This is a genomic window from Rhodoferax sp. P1_F3 (assembly GCF_056405715.1).
On sequence record NZ_JBFUBO010000003.1, the window covers coordinates 111535 to 126187 of the forward strand.

Consider the following 14653-nt stretch of genomic DNA (forward strand, 5'->3'; position numbering starts at 1 on the left):
CCTAGACGGTTGCAGAAACCGGGGCCTGCGCCAGCGCGTACAGCGCGCTGAGCAGCTGCCGCACATCGTCCTGCGTGTGTGCGGCTGACAGCGCAATGCGCAACCGTGCGGTGCCCACGGGTACGGTGGGTGGGCGAATCGCCGGCACCCAAAACCCCTGTGCCCGCAGTTGCTGGGTCAATGCCATGGCATCGGCATTGCTGCCAATGACGAGCGGCTGGATGGGCGTGCTGGAGGGCATCAGCGTCCAGTCGCGCGCATCGATCGCGGGATGGGCACCCGGTGCCAGGCCCGCACGCAGCTGGGCAATCAGCCCCCGTAAATGCGCGCGGCGGTGGTCACCGTCTTCACCCAGCACGCAGCGCAGGCCTGCGCGCACGGCCTCGGCCAACAACGCCGGTGCGGCCGTGGCGTAGGTGTAGCTGCGCGTGGTTTGCAGCAGCCATTCGATCAGCGTGGCATCTCCCGCCACAAAGGCACCTGCCACGCCCAGGGCCTTGCCAAGTGTGGCCATGTAGAGCACGCGGCGCGAGGCCTGCGCCCCGGTCAGCCCTGCGGCGGCCAGTGCGCCCCGGCCTTGTGGGCCCAACACACCCAGGCCATGGGCGTCGTCCAGCATCAGCAGCGCGTCGTGTTGCTCGCACAGCGCCAGCAGGGCAGGGATGTCGGCCACATCGCCGTCCATGCTGAACACCGCATCGCTGACCACCAGCTTCTTGCGCGCGGTTGATTCCGCCAGCAGGCACCCCAGGGTGGCCAGATCGGCATGCGCATAACGGTGAATCTTGGCCTTGGACAGGCGCGCACCGTCAATCAGGCAGGCATGGTTCAGGCGGTCGGAGAACAGTGCGTCCCCCGGCCCCACCAGGGCCGGCAGCACGCTGGCGTTGGTGGAGTAGCCCGCATAAAAATACAGCGCACGCGGCAGGCCCACGGCCTGGGCCAGTTCGTCTTCTAGCGCTGCGTTGGCCGCGCTGTAGCCGCTCACCATGGGGGATGCACCCGCGCCCACGCCATACGCGTCTACGGCCCCATGCACCGCGGTGCGCAGCAGAGGGTCCTGGGCCAGGCCCAGGTAGTCATTGCTGCAAAACGACAGCAGGGCTTCGCCATCCACCATCAGGCGGGCCCCGTCCAGCGGGGTGACCACGCGGCGGCGGCGTAGCAGAGTTTGGGCTTCCAGCGCGGCAATGCGTGGCGCAAATTCGTCCAACCAACTAGCGGTCATAGGGCAGGCAGCTCCAGGGTGATGTGGCGTGCGTCAGGCGCTGCCGACCAGGGCACTACGCCCAGCAGCGGCGCGCCCAGCGTCTGGCGCAGGGTGTCTATGTTGTCGGCCAACGCGGGCATGTCGGGTGTCAGCGTGTTGGCCGCCCAGCCGGCCAGTGTCAGGCCATCGCGGCGTATGGCTTCGGCTGTGAGCAGCGCATGGTTCAGGCAGCCCAGGCGCATGCCCACCACCAGCACCACCGGCGCTTGCAGTGCGATGGCGAAGTCGGCCAATGTTTCGGTGTCGTTGACGGGCACGCGCCAGCCGCCGGAGCCTTCCACCACCATGGCATCGCACAGCGGGGCCAGTTCGCGTTGGGCGCTCAGCAGTTCGGCTACCGTGACCTGGCGGTCTTCCAGCCGAGCCGCCAGATGCGGGGACATGGCATGGCGCAAGGCCACCGGGTTGGCCAGCCGCACGGGTGCGGCAATGCTGGATGCTGCGGCCAGGGCCTGTACGTCGTCGCTGACCCATTGGCCATCGCGCAGCTCCAGCCCGGCGGCCACGGGCTTCATACCCACCACGCGCGCGTAGCGGCGGCGGTAGGTGTGCAACAAGGCCGCACTGACCAGGGTTTTGCCAACACCGGTGTCGGTGCCGGTGACGAAGACGCAGACAGGGCTAGACGCCATCGACGACTCCGTGGGTGGAGGTGGTGGCCCCCGACGCTTCCTCGGCCAGCGTGGCCTCCAGCGCGCCATAGGCCGCTTGGGCCAGCAGCGCACCTTCTGCCTCGCTGATCACATAGGGCGGCATGGCGTAGACCGTGTGGCCGATGGGGCGCAGCACGGCGCCGCGCGCCAGTGCATGGGCCGCAAAGCGCTTGGCAAAGTCGGGCACGCGGTTGGGCACATCCCAGGCGAACACCATGCCCAGGCGGCGCGCGTGGTGCACGCGCGGGTGATCTGTCAGCGGGGCGAACTGGTCCCAGAGCCGTTCGGAGGTCTGCACGTTCTTTTCCAGAATGCCAGTCTGTTCAAACAGGTCCAGCGTGGCCAGCGCGGCGCGGCAGGCCAGCGGGTTGCCGGTGTAGCTGTGCGAATGCAGAAAGCCGCGCGCCACGTCCTCGTCGTAAAACGCCTGGTACACCGTGTCGGTGGTCAGCACGGCTGACAAGGGCAGGGTGCCGCCCGTCAGGCCTTTGGACAGGCAAATGAAGTCTGGCCGAATGCCAGCCTGCTGGTGCGCAAACATCGTGCCGGTGCGGCCAAAACCCACGGCAATTTCATCGGCCACCAGATGCACCTCGTACTGGTCACACAGCGCACGCACACGCTGCAGGTAGCGCGGGTGGTGCATGGCCATGCCGGCGGCGCACTGGATCATGGGTTCCAGAATCAGGGCGGCCGTGGTCTGGTGGTGTTCTTTGAGCCAAGCTTCCAGTTGGTCGGCGGCAGCGTCAGCCACCTGTTCCGGCGTTTGCCCGCCCGTGGCGCGGCGTGCATCCGGGCTGGGCACGGTGGCGGCCAGGCGCAGCAGCGGCGCATAGGCGGTGCGGAACAACGGGATGTCGGTCACACCCAGTGCGCCCACAGTCTCACCGTGGTAGCCGCCTTCCAGTGCCACAAATTGGCATTTCTCGGCCCGGCCCGCATTGCGCCAGTAGTGCGCGCTCATCTTGAGCGCAATCTCGGTGGCAGAGGCACCGTCGCTGCCGTAGAACGCATGGCCCAGGCCGGTGAGCTGTGCCAGCCGCTCGGACAGTTCCACCACGGGCGGGTGCGTGAAGCCCGCCAGCATCACATGGTCCAGGCGTTCCAACTGGTCCACCAGTGCAGCGCGGATGGCGGGGTGGTTGTGGCCAAACAGATTGACCCACCAGGAGCTGATGCCGTCCAGGTAGCGCTGGCCCTCTGCATCTTCCAGCCACACGCCGTCTGCACGCACAATCGGGACCAGCGGCTGTCGGGGGCTGTCGGCGGTGCCGTGCAGCTTCATTTGGGTGCACGGATGCCAGACGGCCTGCAGGCTGCGGTTTCGCCAGGTAGCGTTAGTGTCGGTCATGGAAAGCGCACTTGAAAAGGGTGCGCGATTGTAGTGGTTGCCCCCTGGGGCGAGAGGAAACACGATGGTGGAAGGATTGATTGCGGGCACCCTGGTGGGCCTGGCCGAAACCCGGCAGGGCAAGAACGGCAGCAGCTTTGCGCTGGCCAAGGTGAAGGCCACCACGGGTGATGGTGAAAGCCTGATCGTCAATGTGATTGCGTTTGCGGCCGAGGCCAGCGCCACCTTAATGGCGCTGGACGATGGGGACGCAGTGGCATTGGCAGGCGCGCTGACGCCCAAGGTGTGGACCGACAAGCAGGGCAACACGCGCCCCGCGCTGGACATGGTCGCCACGCAGGTGTTGACCGCCTACCAGGCCGGCCAGAAGCGCGACGCTGCAGGTGGTGCCTAGACTTGCACCCAGGCTGGCGCGACCACCGGGCCCTTGCCCAGGAAGAAGCCAAAGTGGATGTTCATCTCACCAATGGGCTCAAGGTAGCGGCTGTTGGAGAGTGCCCCTGAGTCGACAGGTTCGAAACCGGCAGACTTGATCAGCTCAGACACTGTGGCATTGGCCGCTGCGTTGTTACCAGCCACAAACACCTGCAGGGTCTTGCCCTTGCGCGCGTCGGGTGCCAACAGACCGGCAAAGATGGTGTTGAAGGCCTTCACCACATGGGCCTGGGGCGCCAGCTTCTGGATTTCTTCGGCGGCCGACGTGGTGTGGCCCACCACCAACTCTTTGTAGTCGGCGCTGATGGGGTTGATGATGTCCACCACCACCTTGCCTGCCAGACCGCCCGCCTGTTGGATTGCGTCTGCGGCGGCTCCATAGGGCACGGCCAGCACCACGATGTCTGCCAGTTGGGCAGCCGCAGCCACGCCACCGCCGACGGCCCCGTGCCCGACCTTGTCTGCCAACGCGGCGGCCTTGGCCGGGTCGCGGGCCCCAATGCTGACGGTGTGCCCTGCTGTGGCCCATGCCGATGCCAGGCCGGTGGCCATATTCCCTGTTCCGATGATTGCAACTTTCATGTGTAGCTCCTTGTGAAGTGGAGCCTGAACTGTAGAATTGAAATGAATTTAGATAAATGGTGAAAAATAGTCATTACTTGAAATGAATTGTTTGTAATGGATCGCTTTTTAAGCATGGGTGTTTTTGCCAAGGCCGTGGAGGCGGGATCGTTTTCCGCCGCCGGGGATGCCTTGCGCATGTCGTCCCAGCTGGTGGGCAAGCATGTGCAAACGCTGGAGCAGCACCTGGGCGTGCGCCTGCTACAGCGCACCACGCGCCGACAGCACCTGACGGAAGCGGGCGCCGCTTTTTACGAGCGGGTGAAGATCATCCTGGCGGAAGTGGAGGCGGCCGAAGGCGTAGCGGCCATCAGCGGGGCCACGCCCCGCGGGCGATTGCGCGTCAACGCCCCGGTCACGTTTGGCATCCATGCCCTGTCGCAACGCCTGCCTGATTACTTGCGCAGGTACCCCGATGTGACCATCGACATGGCACTGTCCAACCGCTACGTGGACCTGATCGACGAGGGCTTCGATATCGTGTTTCGGGTAGGCGAGTTGGCGGACAGCGGCCTCATTGCCCGCGCGCTGTCGCCATACCGGCTATGCCTGACCGCCGCGCCTGTCTATCTGGCTAGTCGTCCGGCCATCACCCATCCTCAAGACCTGACGCAACACGAATGCCTGGGCTTCTCCCACAGCGACCTGCATGCGCGTTGGACCTTCGAAGGCCCGCAGGGGCCGATCACCGTGCCCATCGCGGGCAAGCTGCGGGTCGATAACGGGGAGTCGCTGCTGATGGCTGCACGCGCGGGCATGGGCCTGCTCATGCAGTCGTGGGAACTGGTGCAGGCCGATTTGGCGGCGGGTATGCTGGTGCCAGTCTTGGAAGCCTTTCCCGTGCCGTCACGCGCCTTCCATGTGCTCTACGCCCCGGACCGGCGTATGACACCCAAGCTCCGTAGTTTTTTGGACTTTGTGCTGGAGCACTTCGGCGCGGAGCGTGCTAGCTGACGCCCGCCTGCCGCGCGCCCAATTTGTAGGCCGGTAGTCCCGCCAACATGCGCTTGCCATAAGCGGTTTGCGTCAGCCGCTTGTCATAGCAAATCACCTGCGCGCGGTCTTCTTCGGTGCGGATGGCGCGGCCGGTCCACTGCAGCAGCTTCACGCCAGTGGCGGGAATCACCAGCTCGTTGAACGGATCACGCCCCACGCTGCGCAGCCACTCGGCGCGCGCTTCATCCACTGGGTCGCTGGGCGGCGCGAAGGGCAGCTTGGCAATGAACACCGTTTCGCACAGCGCGCCAGGCAGGTCCAGGCCTTCGCCAAAGCTCTGCAGGCCAAACAGCACCGAGGGCATGCCGCCTTCCACGCGCTCGGTGTGTGCGGCTAGCAGGCGTGTGCGCGACTGCGTGCCCTGCACCAGCACCATGTCCATCAAGTGGCCGGGCAGGGCGTCGGTGGCGGCGCGCATCTGGACGCGGCTGGTAAACAGCACCAGCGCGCCGCGCTTCACCTGTTCAATGTCCTCCATCAGCGCGCGCACCATCTCCGCCGTGTAGGCGTCGGCTTGCTTGGGGTCGGCCTGGGTGTGCACCACGGTCAGGCTGCCCTGGGCGCTGTAGTTGAAGGGGCTGGCCACTTCCAGCGCGGTCACGTAATCCTTGTTGGAGAGGCCCGCTTCCTTGAGGAAGTAGTCAAAACTGCCGCAACTGGTGAGCGATGCGCTGGTGACAATGGCGCCGCGCACCTGGCTCCACAAAAACTGGCGCAGCAGGTCACCCGGCACGATGGGGCAGGCGTGCGCTGTCATCGTCAGGTAGCCGTTTTCGCTCTCGGCCTGCAGCCATTTGGCCAAGGGTTGCTCGCCATGCTCCAGCAGCAGCTGCGCGGTGCTTACCAGGCTGCCCAGGCGGGGCGCCAGGCCGCCCAGCTGGGCATAGAGTTGGGCGCACAACACAGCTTGCGAAGGATCGTCCTTGGCGATGGCTTTTACATCCACCCCCAGAGCCTCCAGCGCCTTGGACAGGCCATTGGCCTGCGCATGGATCTGCGTCACTGGCTCATGCAGCGCATCGGGCAACACGCCATTGGCAAAGCGCAGGGTGCCGTCGTTGCCTTCGCCGCGCGCGTTCTGGCCGGTGTGGGCCCACACCAGGTCCATGGCTAGGCGTGCCAGCGTGGTCAGCGCACCCTTGAGCTGACTGGTCACGGTTTGCACGTCTTCGCCGATATGCAGGGCCAGCTTGCCGGCGACCTCGTTCATGGTCTTGGGCAGCTTGTCCAGCCAACGCAGGTTGGACAGGTCCATGGCGTTGGAGAACTGGTCCAGCGCCACGGCGGGCAGGTGGTGGCCTTCGTCAAACACTACTAGGCAGTTGTCCAGGTCGGGCAGGGTTTTCATGCCCAGGCTGGCCAGCACCAGGTCGTGGTTGGCCACGATGACATTGGCCTCGGCCAGCTTGGTGCGGGCGTTGTAGTAGCTGCACTCCTTGTAGCGCGGGCAGTGGCGCGCGGTGCAGGTGTGACGCTCAGCGGCTACTGCCGACCAGTCGCGCGGGTCGGGTGTGTCGGGCAGGGTGTCGCGGTCACCGTCCCAGCTCACCACGGCCAGTTTGTGGGCCATGCTCTCGTAGAGCGACTGGCGGCGTTCTTCGATGGCCTCTTGCGACAGGGCCGATACCTTGGGCTGCGGCCGGTCGTCGTCAAACATGTCGTCCTCAGCTGCGCCACTGCCCACCAGGCGCTCCAGCTTCACCTTGCAGACGTAGCGCCCGCGGCCCTTGGCCAGTGCGTAGGCAAAGGGCAGGTCCATGCTGCGCGCCAGGGCCGGCAGGTCCTTGGTCATCAGCTGCTCTTGCAGCGCCACGGTGGCGGTGCTGATGATCACGCGGGTTTTGCGCTCCAGCGCCATGGCGATGGCCGTGGATGCATAGGCCGCACTCTTGCCCACGCCGGTGCCGGCCTGGATGACGGCGATGGCCTTGGTCGGATTGGGGTGTTCGCCAATGTCGGCCTGCGCCAGGGTGGCGGCCACGGTCTCGGCCATCTGGTGCTGGCCGGGGCGGCGGCGAAAGCCGGACGTGCTGCCCACCACTTGCTCAAAGGCGTGCAGGGCGTGCTGGGCCATGGCGGCGCTGGCAGGCGGCAGGGAGGAAAAGTCAGACAACGGGGAGGACCTTCAGCGCGGGGGAGGGCTGAATATACAGGCAGCAGGGATAATCAGCGCTGCGCCACCCCGGGGTACTTTCTGTTACGCCGTACGCGCCGCCTGTCCATCCACCCGGAGATCTCTGTATGACCCCCGTCACTTCTTCTGTCCTTATGGACAGCGCCAAAGCTTCTCGCCGAAAATTTATGGCCAATTCGGCTGTAGCCCTTGTCGGTACTGCGCTACCTGCTATCAATTTTGCACAATCGGCCAGCACGGCTGAGCGCCAGTTCAGCCCCATCCCGGGCGCCTGGCGCACCTTTGAAGTCACCACCCGGGTGGACATTGCCAAGCCCCAGGGCGGCACGCGCCTGTGGTTGCCGATTCCGTCGGTCAATAGCGACTGGCAAAAATCGCTGGAAAGCAGTTACAGCAGCAATGGCACCGCTCGCATCGAAGACGACAACACCACCGGTGCACGCATGCTCTATGTGGAATTTTCCGAGAACGAGGCCAAGCCCTATGTGGAACTGACCAGCCGTATTCAGACGCAAAACCGCAAGCAGGACTGGAGCCGCAAGGTGGCGGCCGCCGAAGACGCTGCCACGCTGAAATACTGGACCCAACCCACCGACCTGTTGCCCACTGACGGCATCGTGCGCACCACTGCGGTGGAAGCGACGCGCGGCGCCAAGACCGATGTGGAGAAGGCGCAGATGTTGTTCGACTGGATCGTCACCAACACCTACCGCGAACCCAAGGTGCGCGGCTGTGGCGAAGGCGACATCAAGACCATGCTGGAGACCAACAACCTGGGCGGCAAGTGCGCCGACCTGAACGCGCTGTTTGTGGGCCTGTGCCGCGCCGTGGGCATTCCTGCGCGCGATGTGTACGGCTTGCGCGTGGCGCCCAGCGCCTTTGGCTACCGCGAGCTGGGCGGCAACTCCGCCAGCCTCAAGGGTGCGCAGCACTGCCGCGCCGAGGTCTACCTCAAGGGCCACGGCTGGGTGGGCATGGACCCGGCCGATGTGGCCAAGGTGATGCGCCAGGAAAGCCCTGAGTGGATCAAGACTGCCAAGAACCCGTTGGTCGCCCCGGTGAACAAGGGCCTGTTTGGCGGCTGGGAAGGCAACTGGATGGCCTACAACGTGGCGCACGACGTGGTGCTGCCCCAGTCCAAGGGCCCCAAGCTCGGCTTTTTCATGTACCCCGCGGCCGAGATTGCGGCGGGCCGCCTGGACTCTTACGCACCGGATGACTTCAAGTACCAGATCAGCGCCAAGGAAATCGCGGCCTGAATGGCCTGAATAGCGTCTCCAACTCTGCCTATGCCCCATCCGCGTGCCCTGATTGATTTCATAGATCCGAACAACCCCGGCGCAGAACCCCTGCGGCTGGCGTTTGGTGAACCCGATCAGGTGCTGGTGGCGCATGCGGTGGACGAGGTGGCCGCGGTGCTGGCCCAGGTGGACGCGCTGAGCCGCCAGGGCCACTGGTGTGTGGGCTATGTGCGCTACGAGGCGGCGCCTGCCTTTGATGCCGCGCTGCAGGTGCACGCAGCCGATGGTCCGCTGGCCTGGTTTGGCGTGCACACCCAGCCTTTGGCCGGAGCCCCCGCAGACAGCCCGGCAGAGCCCATGGTCGTGTGGGACGCTGGCGTGGCGCGCGACGTGTTTGACCGCAACATGGCCGAGATTCACCGTGCCATTGGGGCTGGCGAGCTGTACCAGGTCAACTACACCGCGCCACTGCAAGCGCAGTTTGCCGGGAGCCCGCTGGCCTACTTTGCGGCACTTCGCCGTGCCCAGCCGCGTGCGTACAGCGCTTTCATCAACGCGGGCTCTGAGCAGGTGCTGTCGGTTTCACCGGAGTTATTTTTTGACTGGGATGGCGAGCGCATCCTCAGCCGCCCCATGAAGGGCACTGCAGCGCGCGGTGCCACGCCCGTGGACGACGCCGCCAACGCCACGCAGCTGCGCAACACCCCCAAAGAGCGGGCCGAGAACGTGATGATCGTGGACCTGATCCGCAACGACCTCTCGCGCATCGCGCAGCCGCACAGCGTGCAGGTGCCGCGCCTCTTCCACCTGGAGGCACTGCCCACCGTGTGGCAAATGACCTCGGATGTGGAAGCGAAGACGCGCCCCGGCACCACGCTGCTGGATGTGTTCACGGCGCTGTTTCCTTGCGGCTCCATCACCGGTGCCCCCAAGGTGCAAGCTATGCGCATGATCAAAACTCTGGAGCCTGAGTCGCGTGGTGTGTACTGCGGTGCCGTAGGCGTGGTGCGGCCCGGTGGCCACGCTACTTTCAACGTGGCAATCCGTACCGTCACCGTGCAGGGCGACACCGCGCGCTGCGGCATTGGCAGCGGCATTACTTTCGACGCACAGGCCGAGGGCGAGTGGATGGAGTGGCGCAGCAAGCGCATGTTTCTGGAGCGCGCCAGCCAGCCGTTTGAATTGCTGGAAACGCTGGCGCTGCGCGATGGTGTGCTGCACCACGTCGATTTGCACCTGGACCGCCTGGCCGGTGCGGCCCAGCACTTTGGCACGCCGTGGCACCGATACCGGGCCCAGCAGGCGCTGCAGACCCTGGCCGCCACGCATCCCAAAGGCGTGTATCGCGTGCGCCTGCTGCTACCGGCCAACGGACATTTCCAGGCCCAGGCGTTTGCGCTGGCGGACACGCCGCAGCCCGTGCGTCTGCAATTGGCCAGCGTACCCTTGGCAGAGGCCCACAGCGAATTCGTGCGCCACAAGACCACACGCCGCGCCCACTACGATGCCTTCACGCCTGCCGATGCCAGCGTGTTTGACACCCTGCTGTTCAACGCCCAGGGCGAGGTGACCGAGTGCACGCGCGGCAACATCGCGGTGCTGCTGGATGGCCGCTGGGTCACCCCGCCGCTAGCCAGCGGGCTGTTGCCCGGCATTGGCCGGGCCGTGCATCTGCAAAGCGGCCGTTTGACTGAGGCCGTGGTGCAGGTGGAGGACTTGCAGCGTGCGCAAGGCCTGGCCTTTGTCAACAGTTTGCGAGGGTGGCTGGATGCTGTGTTGGTGGCCCCGTAAGGCGCTTTGCGCGCTGTTACTGCTGCTGATCGGTGCCGGCGTATGCGCACAGGCGGTGGGCCAGGCGCACAAGCGCTTGGTGTCTGCCGACCTGGGGCTGGTGATCAACCAGGCCGACCCGTATTCGGTGGCGGTAGGCGACTACTACGCGCGCCAGCGGGGCCTGGACGCTAGCCAGGTGGTGGTTGTGGACCTGCCTGTGAAGCCGGTGCTCAGCGCGGCCGAGTTCGAACCGCTGCAAGCGCAACTGAAGACCGCCTTTGGTGGCAAGGCCCGTGCCTTGGTGCTGGCCTGGGCCCAGCCCTATGCCGTGGAGTGCAATGGCATCACCGCCGCCGTCACCCTGGGCTTTGACCCCAAGGTCTGCAAAAACACCTGCGCCCCCAGCAAGCCCTCGCCGCTGTTCAACCGGGCGCTCACCTCCGCGCAGACGGAAGACGGTCTGCGGCCTTCCATGCTGCTGGCGGCCCGCAGCGTGGAGAGTGCCAAGGCGCTGATAGACCGTGGCCTGGCCGCGGACCAGCAACTGGGCAAGCGCGGGGTGCCACTGGCCCACGCCGTGTTTGTATCCACCCCGGACAAGGCGCGCAATGTACGTGCGCCCCTGTTTCCCGCCGCTGCGGTGGTGCCTGCCGCGGGTTTGCAGATTGACCGTGTGGACAGCAGCCAGGTCGAACCCTTGCCCCGTGTGATCCTCTACCAAACCGGCAGTGTGCGCGAGGAGCACATGGCGCGCATCGCCTGGCTGCCGGGCGCGCTGGCGGACCACCTCACGTCGTTTGGCGGGCAGCTGCTCCAGGCGCAGGGCCAGATGAGTGTGCTCGACTGGCTGGAGGCCGGCGCCACGGCCAGCTATGGCACGGTGAGTGAGCCTTGCAATCACCTGCAGAAGTTTCCCCACCCCGGCTTGCTGCTGGCGCACTACGCGCAGGGCGCCAGTGCGCTGGAAGCCTATTGGCGCAGTGTGGCCTGGCCTGCCCAGGGTGTGTTTGTGGGCGAGCCGCTGGCGGCCCCGTTTGGGCGATGATGGGCCCGTATTGATGACCAAGCCTGCCTCTGCCCGTCCACCGGCCCTGACCGACCTGATGCGCAGCCCTGCACGTACGGTGCCTATGGTGACCACCCTGGTGGCTGTCAACGTGCTGGTGTTTCTGGCCATGGTGTTGGCGGGGGCGGGTTGGTGGCATTCGCCCAACGACGTGCAATTGGCCTGGGGCGCCAACTTTGGGCCGGCGACGCAGGATGGGCAGTGGTGGCGCATGGTCACGGCCATGTTTGTGCACCGAGGGGTGGTGCACTTGGCGGTCAACATGTGGGCGCTGTGGGATGCCGGCCGCCTGGTGGAGCGCCTGATGGGCCCTTGGCGCCTGCTGCTGTTGTACCTGGGCAGTGGCATTGTGGGCAACCTGCTGCCGCTGGTGGTGCAGGGCAACCAGGCCGTGTCGGGCGGTGCGTCTGGCGCCGTGTTCAGCCTGTATGGCGCCTTGCTTGCCTTCTTGTGGTGCGAGCGCCGACAGGTGGAGGCGGGTGAATTCAAATGGCTGTTTGGGGGCGCCCTGGCATTTTCTGGGCTGATGCTGGGCTTGGGGCAGGTGATACCCAGCATCAACAACGCGGCCCATGCGGGTGGGTTTGCAGCGGGCGCGCTGATCGGTAGCCTGCTGGCGCGGCCGTGGACCGCGCAAAGTCCATCCACGCTACGGCTGCAGTGGGCCGCCGGCCTGACCTTGGTGCTGGTCGTGGCCGGGCTGGTGTGGAAGCTGCCGGCGCCCGCCTACCTGTTGGGGGAAGAGCTCAAGGCGCGCGAATCGATTGCCGAGTTTTTGCAGGAAGACCAGCGCATCAGCCAGCGTTGGGGCAGCTTGCTGGAGAGCGGCCAGTCCTTTGAGCAGTTGGCGGGCCGCATCGATGCGGAAGTGGCTGCGGGCTACCAGCGCAGCTTTGACGAGCTGGCCGCCGCCACACCGGGTGGTGCAGCGCCTTCGGCCAAGGCATTGGAAGCCTTGCAGGCCTATGCCGCGCAGCGGGCCGAGGCGGCACGGGCCCTGTCGCAGGAACTGCGCAGCGGCGACCCCCAGGCCATTGAAGACGCCTTGAAGAACGCAAAAGCGAAAGGGAAAGCGCCCAAGCCCGCCAAAGGGAGTTGATTGGCCGTCGATGGCTGAGATCTGCTATTGTTTTAGGAGCTGCTCGCGCATATTCCACGTGGGCTAGAGGCCCATTTCTTCTATATTTTCTAATGGCAGCAGCGTACGTTGGCTGGCAAAGCTGCGCGCCTCGCCGCTCAGCGGGTCGGTAAAGGCGATGCGCTGGGCCAGCAGCTGCAGCGGGCGGGCGTAGTCGGTGGCGTCTTCGGGGGTGAGGGTGGGGTACATGCCGTCAAACAGCAGGGGCAGGCCCAGTGCTGCCATGTGCACACGCAGCTGGTGGCGCTGGCCGGTTAGCGGCTGCAGCTGGTAGCGGGCCCAGGCGCCGTGGTTCTCCAGCGGCGTGACGTCGGTGATGGCGTTCACGGGACCGTCTACCTCGGTTTGCTGCATGAAGTGGGCCGACACGGCAATGCGGCTCTCGCGGTGGATGGGCCAGGGCAGGGCCGCGTTCCAGGGGGCAATGCACTCGTAGGTCTTGGCCACCACCCGGTCGCGAAACAGCGCGTGGTAGGCGTCGCGCGTGGCGGGGTTGATGGAGAACAGCACCAGCCCTGCGGTGTCGCGGTCAATGCGGTGGATGGGCGTCAGGTCGGGCAGGCCCAGCCGGTTTTTCAGGCGCACCAGCACGGTCTCCTGCAGGTATTTGCCCGAGGGCATGACGGGCAAGAAGTGCGGCTTGTCCACCACCAGCAGATGGGCGTCCTGCCACAGCACCACTTCGTCAAAGGGAATGGGGGGCTCGGCCTCCAGCGCCCGGTAGTAGTAGAGCCGGCGCTTGGGCGCGTAGAGGCTGTGCGGCGCCAGCACCAGGCCCTGGTCGTCCACCACGTCGCCATCTTGCAGGCGTTGCAGCCATTGGGCGTGCGTGATGGCGGGGAAGCGCTGGACCAGAAACTCAAGCACCGTGGCCCAGGGTCCCTCGGGCAACACCACGCTGCTGGCGCCTACCCCGTTGCGCGTGGGCGGGGCATTGGGGCGGGGGTGCGCCATGCCAGCCGGGTTAAATGCGCTCGAACACCACGTCCCACACGCCGTGGCCCAGCTTGATGCCGCGGTTCTCGAACTTGGTGAGCGGGCGGTAGTGTGGCTTGGGTGCGTAGCCGGCCAGCTCGGGGTTGGCAGCCAGCGCGCGGTTTTTGAGCTTGGGCTCGGCGCTCAGCACTTCCAGAATCTGCTGGGCATAAGGCTCCCAGTCGGTGGCGGCGTGCAGGTAGCCGCCGGGCTTGAGGCGCGCCGCCAGCTTGGCCACCAGCGGGCTCTGGATCAGGCGGCGCTTGTTGTGCTTGGTCTTGTGCCAGGGGTCAGGGAAGAAGATGTGCACACCGTCCAGGCTGCCCAGCGGCAGCATGTGGTCGATCACCTCCACCGCGTCGTGGTTGCAGATGCGGATGTTGGGGATGTTGTTTTCGCCAATGCGCTTGAGCAGTGCGCCCACACCGGCCTCATGCACTTCGCAGCACAAAAAGTTGGTGTCTGGCAGGGTCAGCGCTATCTGGGCCGTGGCCTCGCCCATGCCAAAGCCAATCTCCAGCACCACTGGTAGTTTGGCATCATTTGGGCCGCTAGCCACCGCCGCACCTGCGAAAGCTGCTTCGAAATCGATAGCAGAGGGCTGGTAGGGAAAGAGAAATTTCGGTCCCAACTCCTCCACCGCCTTGATCTGCCCGCTGCCCATGCGGCCCGCACGCTTCACAAAGCTCTTGATGGTGCGCATGAAGGGCTTGGCTGGTTCGACTGGGGTGGCGGCAGTGTCGGGAGATTCAGGGAGGTCGGAAGCGGGGGAGGTCATGGTGGGCGAGGAAAGAAGTCAGGCCTGCATTGTAGGGAAGGTGCCTGTTGCATCAACACCATGCACAGCAAAGACGTTCTTTGCCAGATCGATTCCAACCGTTACGATTGCCATGATTTCCCCTCTCGGACAAGTTGATGAAAAGTTTGCACTTCCCATCGTGGCACTCAGTTGCCGTTAACCGCAACCCTCAAGTGTCGTGGCTTGCTCGGGACGGGGAAG

Annotated in this window: 13 protein-coding genes; 6 read left to right on the forward strand and 7 right to left on the reverse strand. The window is 65.5% G+C overall.

Translation table 11 applies throughout. The annotated features are described in order from the left end of the window. Nucleotide 1: 1 nt before the first annotated feature. The 3 genes from AC1DZ5_RS06395 to bioA are packed head-to-tail and all read right to left on the reverse strand — an operon-like array spanning nt 2 to nt 3274. On the reverse strand, nt 2–1228 hold the full coding sequence (locus AC1DZ5_RS06395) for an aminotransferase class I/II-fold pyridoxal phosphate-dependent enzyme (protein ID WP_477887237.1): 1227 nt from the start codon (nt 1226–1228) through the stop codon (nt 2–4). After that, nucleotides 1225–1902: a dethiobiotin synthase gene (gene bioD / locus AC1DZ5_RS06400; RefSeq protein WP_477887239.1), complete on the reverse strand. Its 678-nt coding sequence runs from the start codon at nt 1900–1902 to the stop codon at nt 1225–1227. Before bioD ends, AC1DZ5_RS06395 begins: the two co-directional genes overlap by 4 nt. Beyond that, the gene (gene bioA, locus AC1DZ5_RS06405; protein ID WP_477887241.1) at nt 1892–3274 is read right to left on the reverse strand and encodes an adenosylmethionine--8-amino-7-oxononanoate transaminase; all 1383 of its coding nucleotides are present in this window, start codon (nt 3272–3274) and stop codon (nt 1892–1894) included. The genes bioD and bioA overlap by 11 nt, the downstream gene beginning before the upstream one ends. A 64-nt stretch (nt 3275–3338) precedes the next feature. Between bioA and AC1DZ5_RS06410 the strand changes: the two genes are divergently transcribed. Then, complete coding sequence (locus AC1DZ5_RS06410) at nt 3339–3668, forward strand: single-stranded DNA-binding protein (protein ID WP_477887243.1); 330 nt, start codon at nt 3339–3341, stop codon at nt 3666–3668. Here the strand turns inward: AC1DZ5_RS06410 and AC1DZ5_RS06415 are convergent. Beyond that, on the reverse strand, nt 3665–4291 hold the full coding sequence (locus tag AC1DZ5_RS06415; protein WP_477887245.1) for an NADPH-dependent F420 reductase: 627 nt from the start codon (nt 4289–4291) through the stop codon (nt 3665–3667). The two genes, AC1DZ5_RS06410 and AC1DZ5_RS06415, sit on opposite strands and share 4 nt — an antisense overlap. A 96-nt stretch (nt 4292–4387) precedes the next feature. On the opposite strand from AC1DZ5_RS06415, the gene AC1DZ5_RS06420 reads away from it, so the two are divergent. Then, a complete protein-coding gene (locus AC1DZ5_RS06420; RefSeq protein ID WP_477887247.1) occupies nt 4388–5284 on the forward strand; it encodes a LysR family transcriptional regulator in 897 nt (298 codons plus the stop codon). Here AC1DZ5_RS06420 and dinG read toward each other — a convergent pair. Further along, nucleotides 5277–7439: an ATP-dependent DNA helicase DinG gene (gene dinG / locus AC1DZ5_RS06425; RefSeq protein ID WP_477887249.1), complete on the reverse strand. Its 2163-nt coding sequence runs from the start codon at nt 7437–7439 to the stop codon at nt 5277–5279. The two genes, AC1DZ5_RS06420 and dinG, sit on opposite strands and share 8 nt — an antisense overlap. A 188-nt stretch (nt 7440–7627) precedes the next feature. Here dinG and AC1DZ5_RS06430 point away from each other — a divergent pair, with 188 nt between their 5' ends. From AC1DZ5_RS06430 to AC1DZ5_RS06445, 4 genes are read left to right on the forward strand one after another with little or no spacing between them, the layout of a single operon-like run. Beyond that, the gene (locus AC1DZ5_RS06430; protein WP_477887251.1) at nt 7628–8719 is read left to right on the forward strand and encodes a transglutaminase-like domain-containing protein; all 1092 of its coding nucleotides are present in this window, start codon (nt 7628–7630) and stop codon (nt 8717–8719) included. A gap of 30 nt (nt 8720–8749) precedes the next feature. Then, a complete protein-coding gene (pabB, locus tag AC1DZ5_RS06435; RefSeq protein WP_477887253.1) occupies nt 8750–10492 on the forward strand; it encodes an aminodeoxychorismate synthase component I in 1743 nt (580 codons plus the stop codon). Beyond that, nucleotides 10470–11519: a TIGR03790 family protein gene (locus AC1DZ5_RS06440; protein WP_477887255.1), complete on the forward strand. Its 1050-nt coding sequence runs from the start codon at nt 10470–10472 to the stop codon at nt 11517–11519. The genes pabB and AC1DZ5_RS06440 overlap by 23 nt, the downstream gene beginning before the upstream one ends. 13 nt (nt 11520–11532) lie before the next feature. Continuing rightward, complete coding sequence (locus tag AC1DZ5_RS06445; RefSeq protein ID WP_477887257.1) at nt 11533–12639, forward strand: rhomboid family intramembrane serine protease; 1107 nt, start codon at nt 11533–11535, stop codon at nt 12637–12639. A gap of 63 nt (nt 12640–12702) precedes the next feature. Here AC1DZ5_RS06445 and AC1DZ5_RS06450 read toward each other — a convergent pair whose 3' ends face one another. Further along, complete coding sequence (locus tag AC1DZ5_RS06450; protein ID WP_477887259.1) at nt 12703–13632, reverse strand: pseudouridine synthase; 930 nt, start codon at nt 13630–13632, stop codon at nt 12703–12705. Nucleotides 13633–13642: 10 nt separating this feature from the next. Beyond that, nucleotides 13643–14431, reverse strand: a complete 789-nt coding sequence (gene trmB, locus AC1DZ5_RS06455; RefSeq protein WP_477887261.1) for a tRNA (guanosine(46)-N7)-methyltransferase TrmB — start codon at nt 14429–14431, stop codon at nt 13643–13645. Nucleotides 14432–14653: the final 222 nt, after the last annotated feature.

Bases quoted from the DNA above. Each gene is read 5' to 3' on its own strand.
- AC1DZ5_RS06395 (WP_477887237.1), bottom strand. From the start codon at position 1,228: ATGACCGCTAGTTGGTTGGACGAATTTGCGCCACGCATTGCCGCGCTG.
- bioD (WP_477887239.1), bottom strand. From the start codon at position 1,902: ATGGCGTCTAGCCCTGTCTGCGTCTTCGTCACCGGCACCGACACCGGT.
- bioA (WP_477887241.1), bottom strand. From the start codon at position 3,274: ATGACCGACACTAACGCTACCTGGCGAAACCGCAGCCTGCAGGCCGTC.
- AC1DZ5_RS06410 (WP_477887243.1), top strand. From the start codon at position 3,339: ATGGTGGAAGGATTGATTGCGGGCACCCTGGTGGGCCTGGCCGAAACC.
- AC1DZ5_RS06415 (WP_477887245.1), bottom strand. From the start codon at position 4,291: ATGAAAGTTGCAATCATCGGAACAGGGAATATGGCCACCGGCCTGGCA.
- AC1DZ5_RS06420 (WP_477887247.1), top strand. From the start codon at position 4,388: ATGGATCGCTTTTTAAGCATGGGTGTTTTTGCCAAGGCCGTGGAGGCG.
- AC1DZ5_RS06430 (WP_477887251.1), top strand. From the start codon at position 7,628: ATGGCCAATTCGGCTGTAGCCCTTGTCGGTACTGCGCTACCTGCTATC.
- pabB (WP_477887253.1), top strand. From the start codon at position 8,750: ATGCCCCATCCGCGTGCCCTGATTGATTTCATAGATCCGAACAACCCC.
- AC1DZ5_RS06440 (WP_477887255.1), top strand. From the start codon at position 10,470: ATGCTGTGTTGGTGGCCCCGTAAGGCGCTTTGCGCGCTGTTACTGCTG.
- AC1DZ5_RS06445 (WP_477887257.1), top strand. From the start codon at position 11,533: ATGACCAAGCCTGCCTCTGCCCGTCCACCGGCCCTGACCGACCTGATG.
- AC1DZ5_RS06450 (WP_477887259.1), bottom strand. From the start codon at position 13,632: ATGGCGCACCCCCGCCCCAATGCCCCGCCCACGCGCAACGGGGTAGGC.
- trmB (WP_477887261.1), bottom strand. From the start codon at position 14,431: ATGACCTCCCCCGCTTCCGACCTCCCTGAATCTCCCGACACTGCCGCC.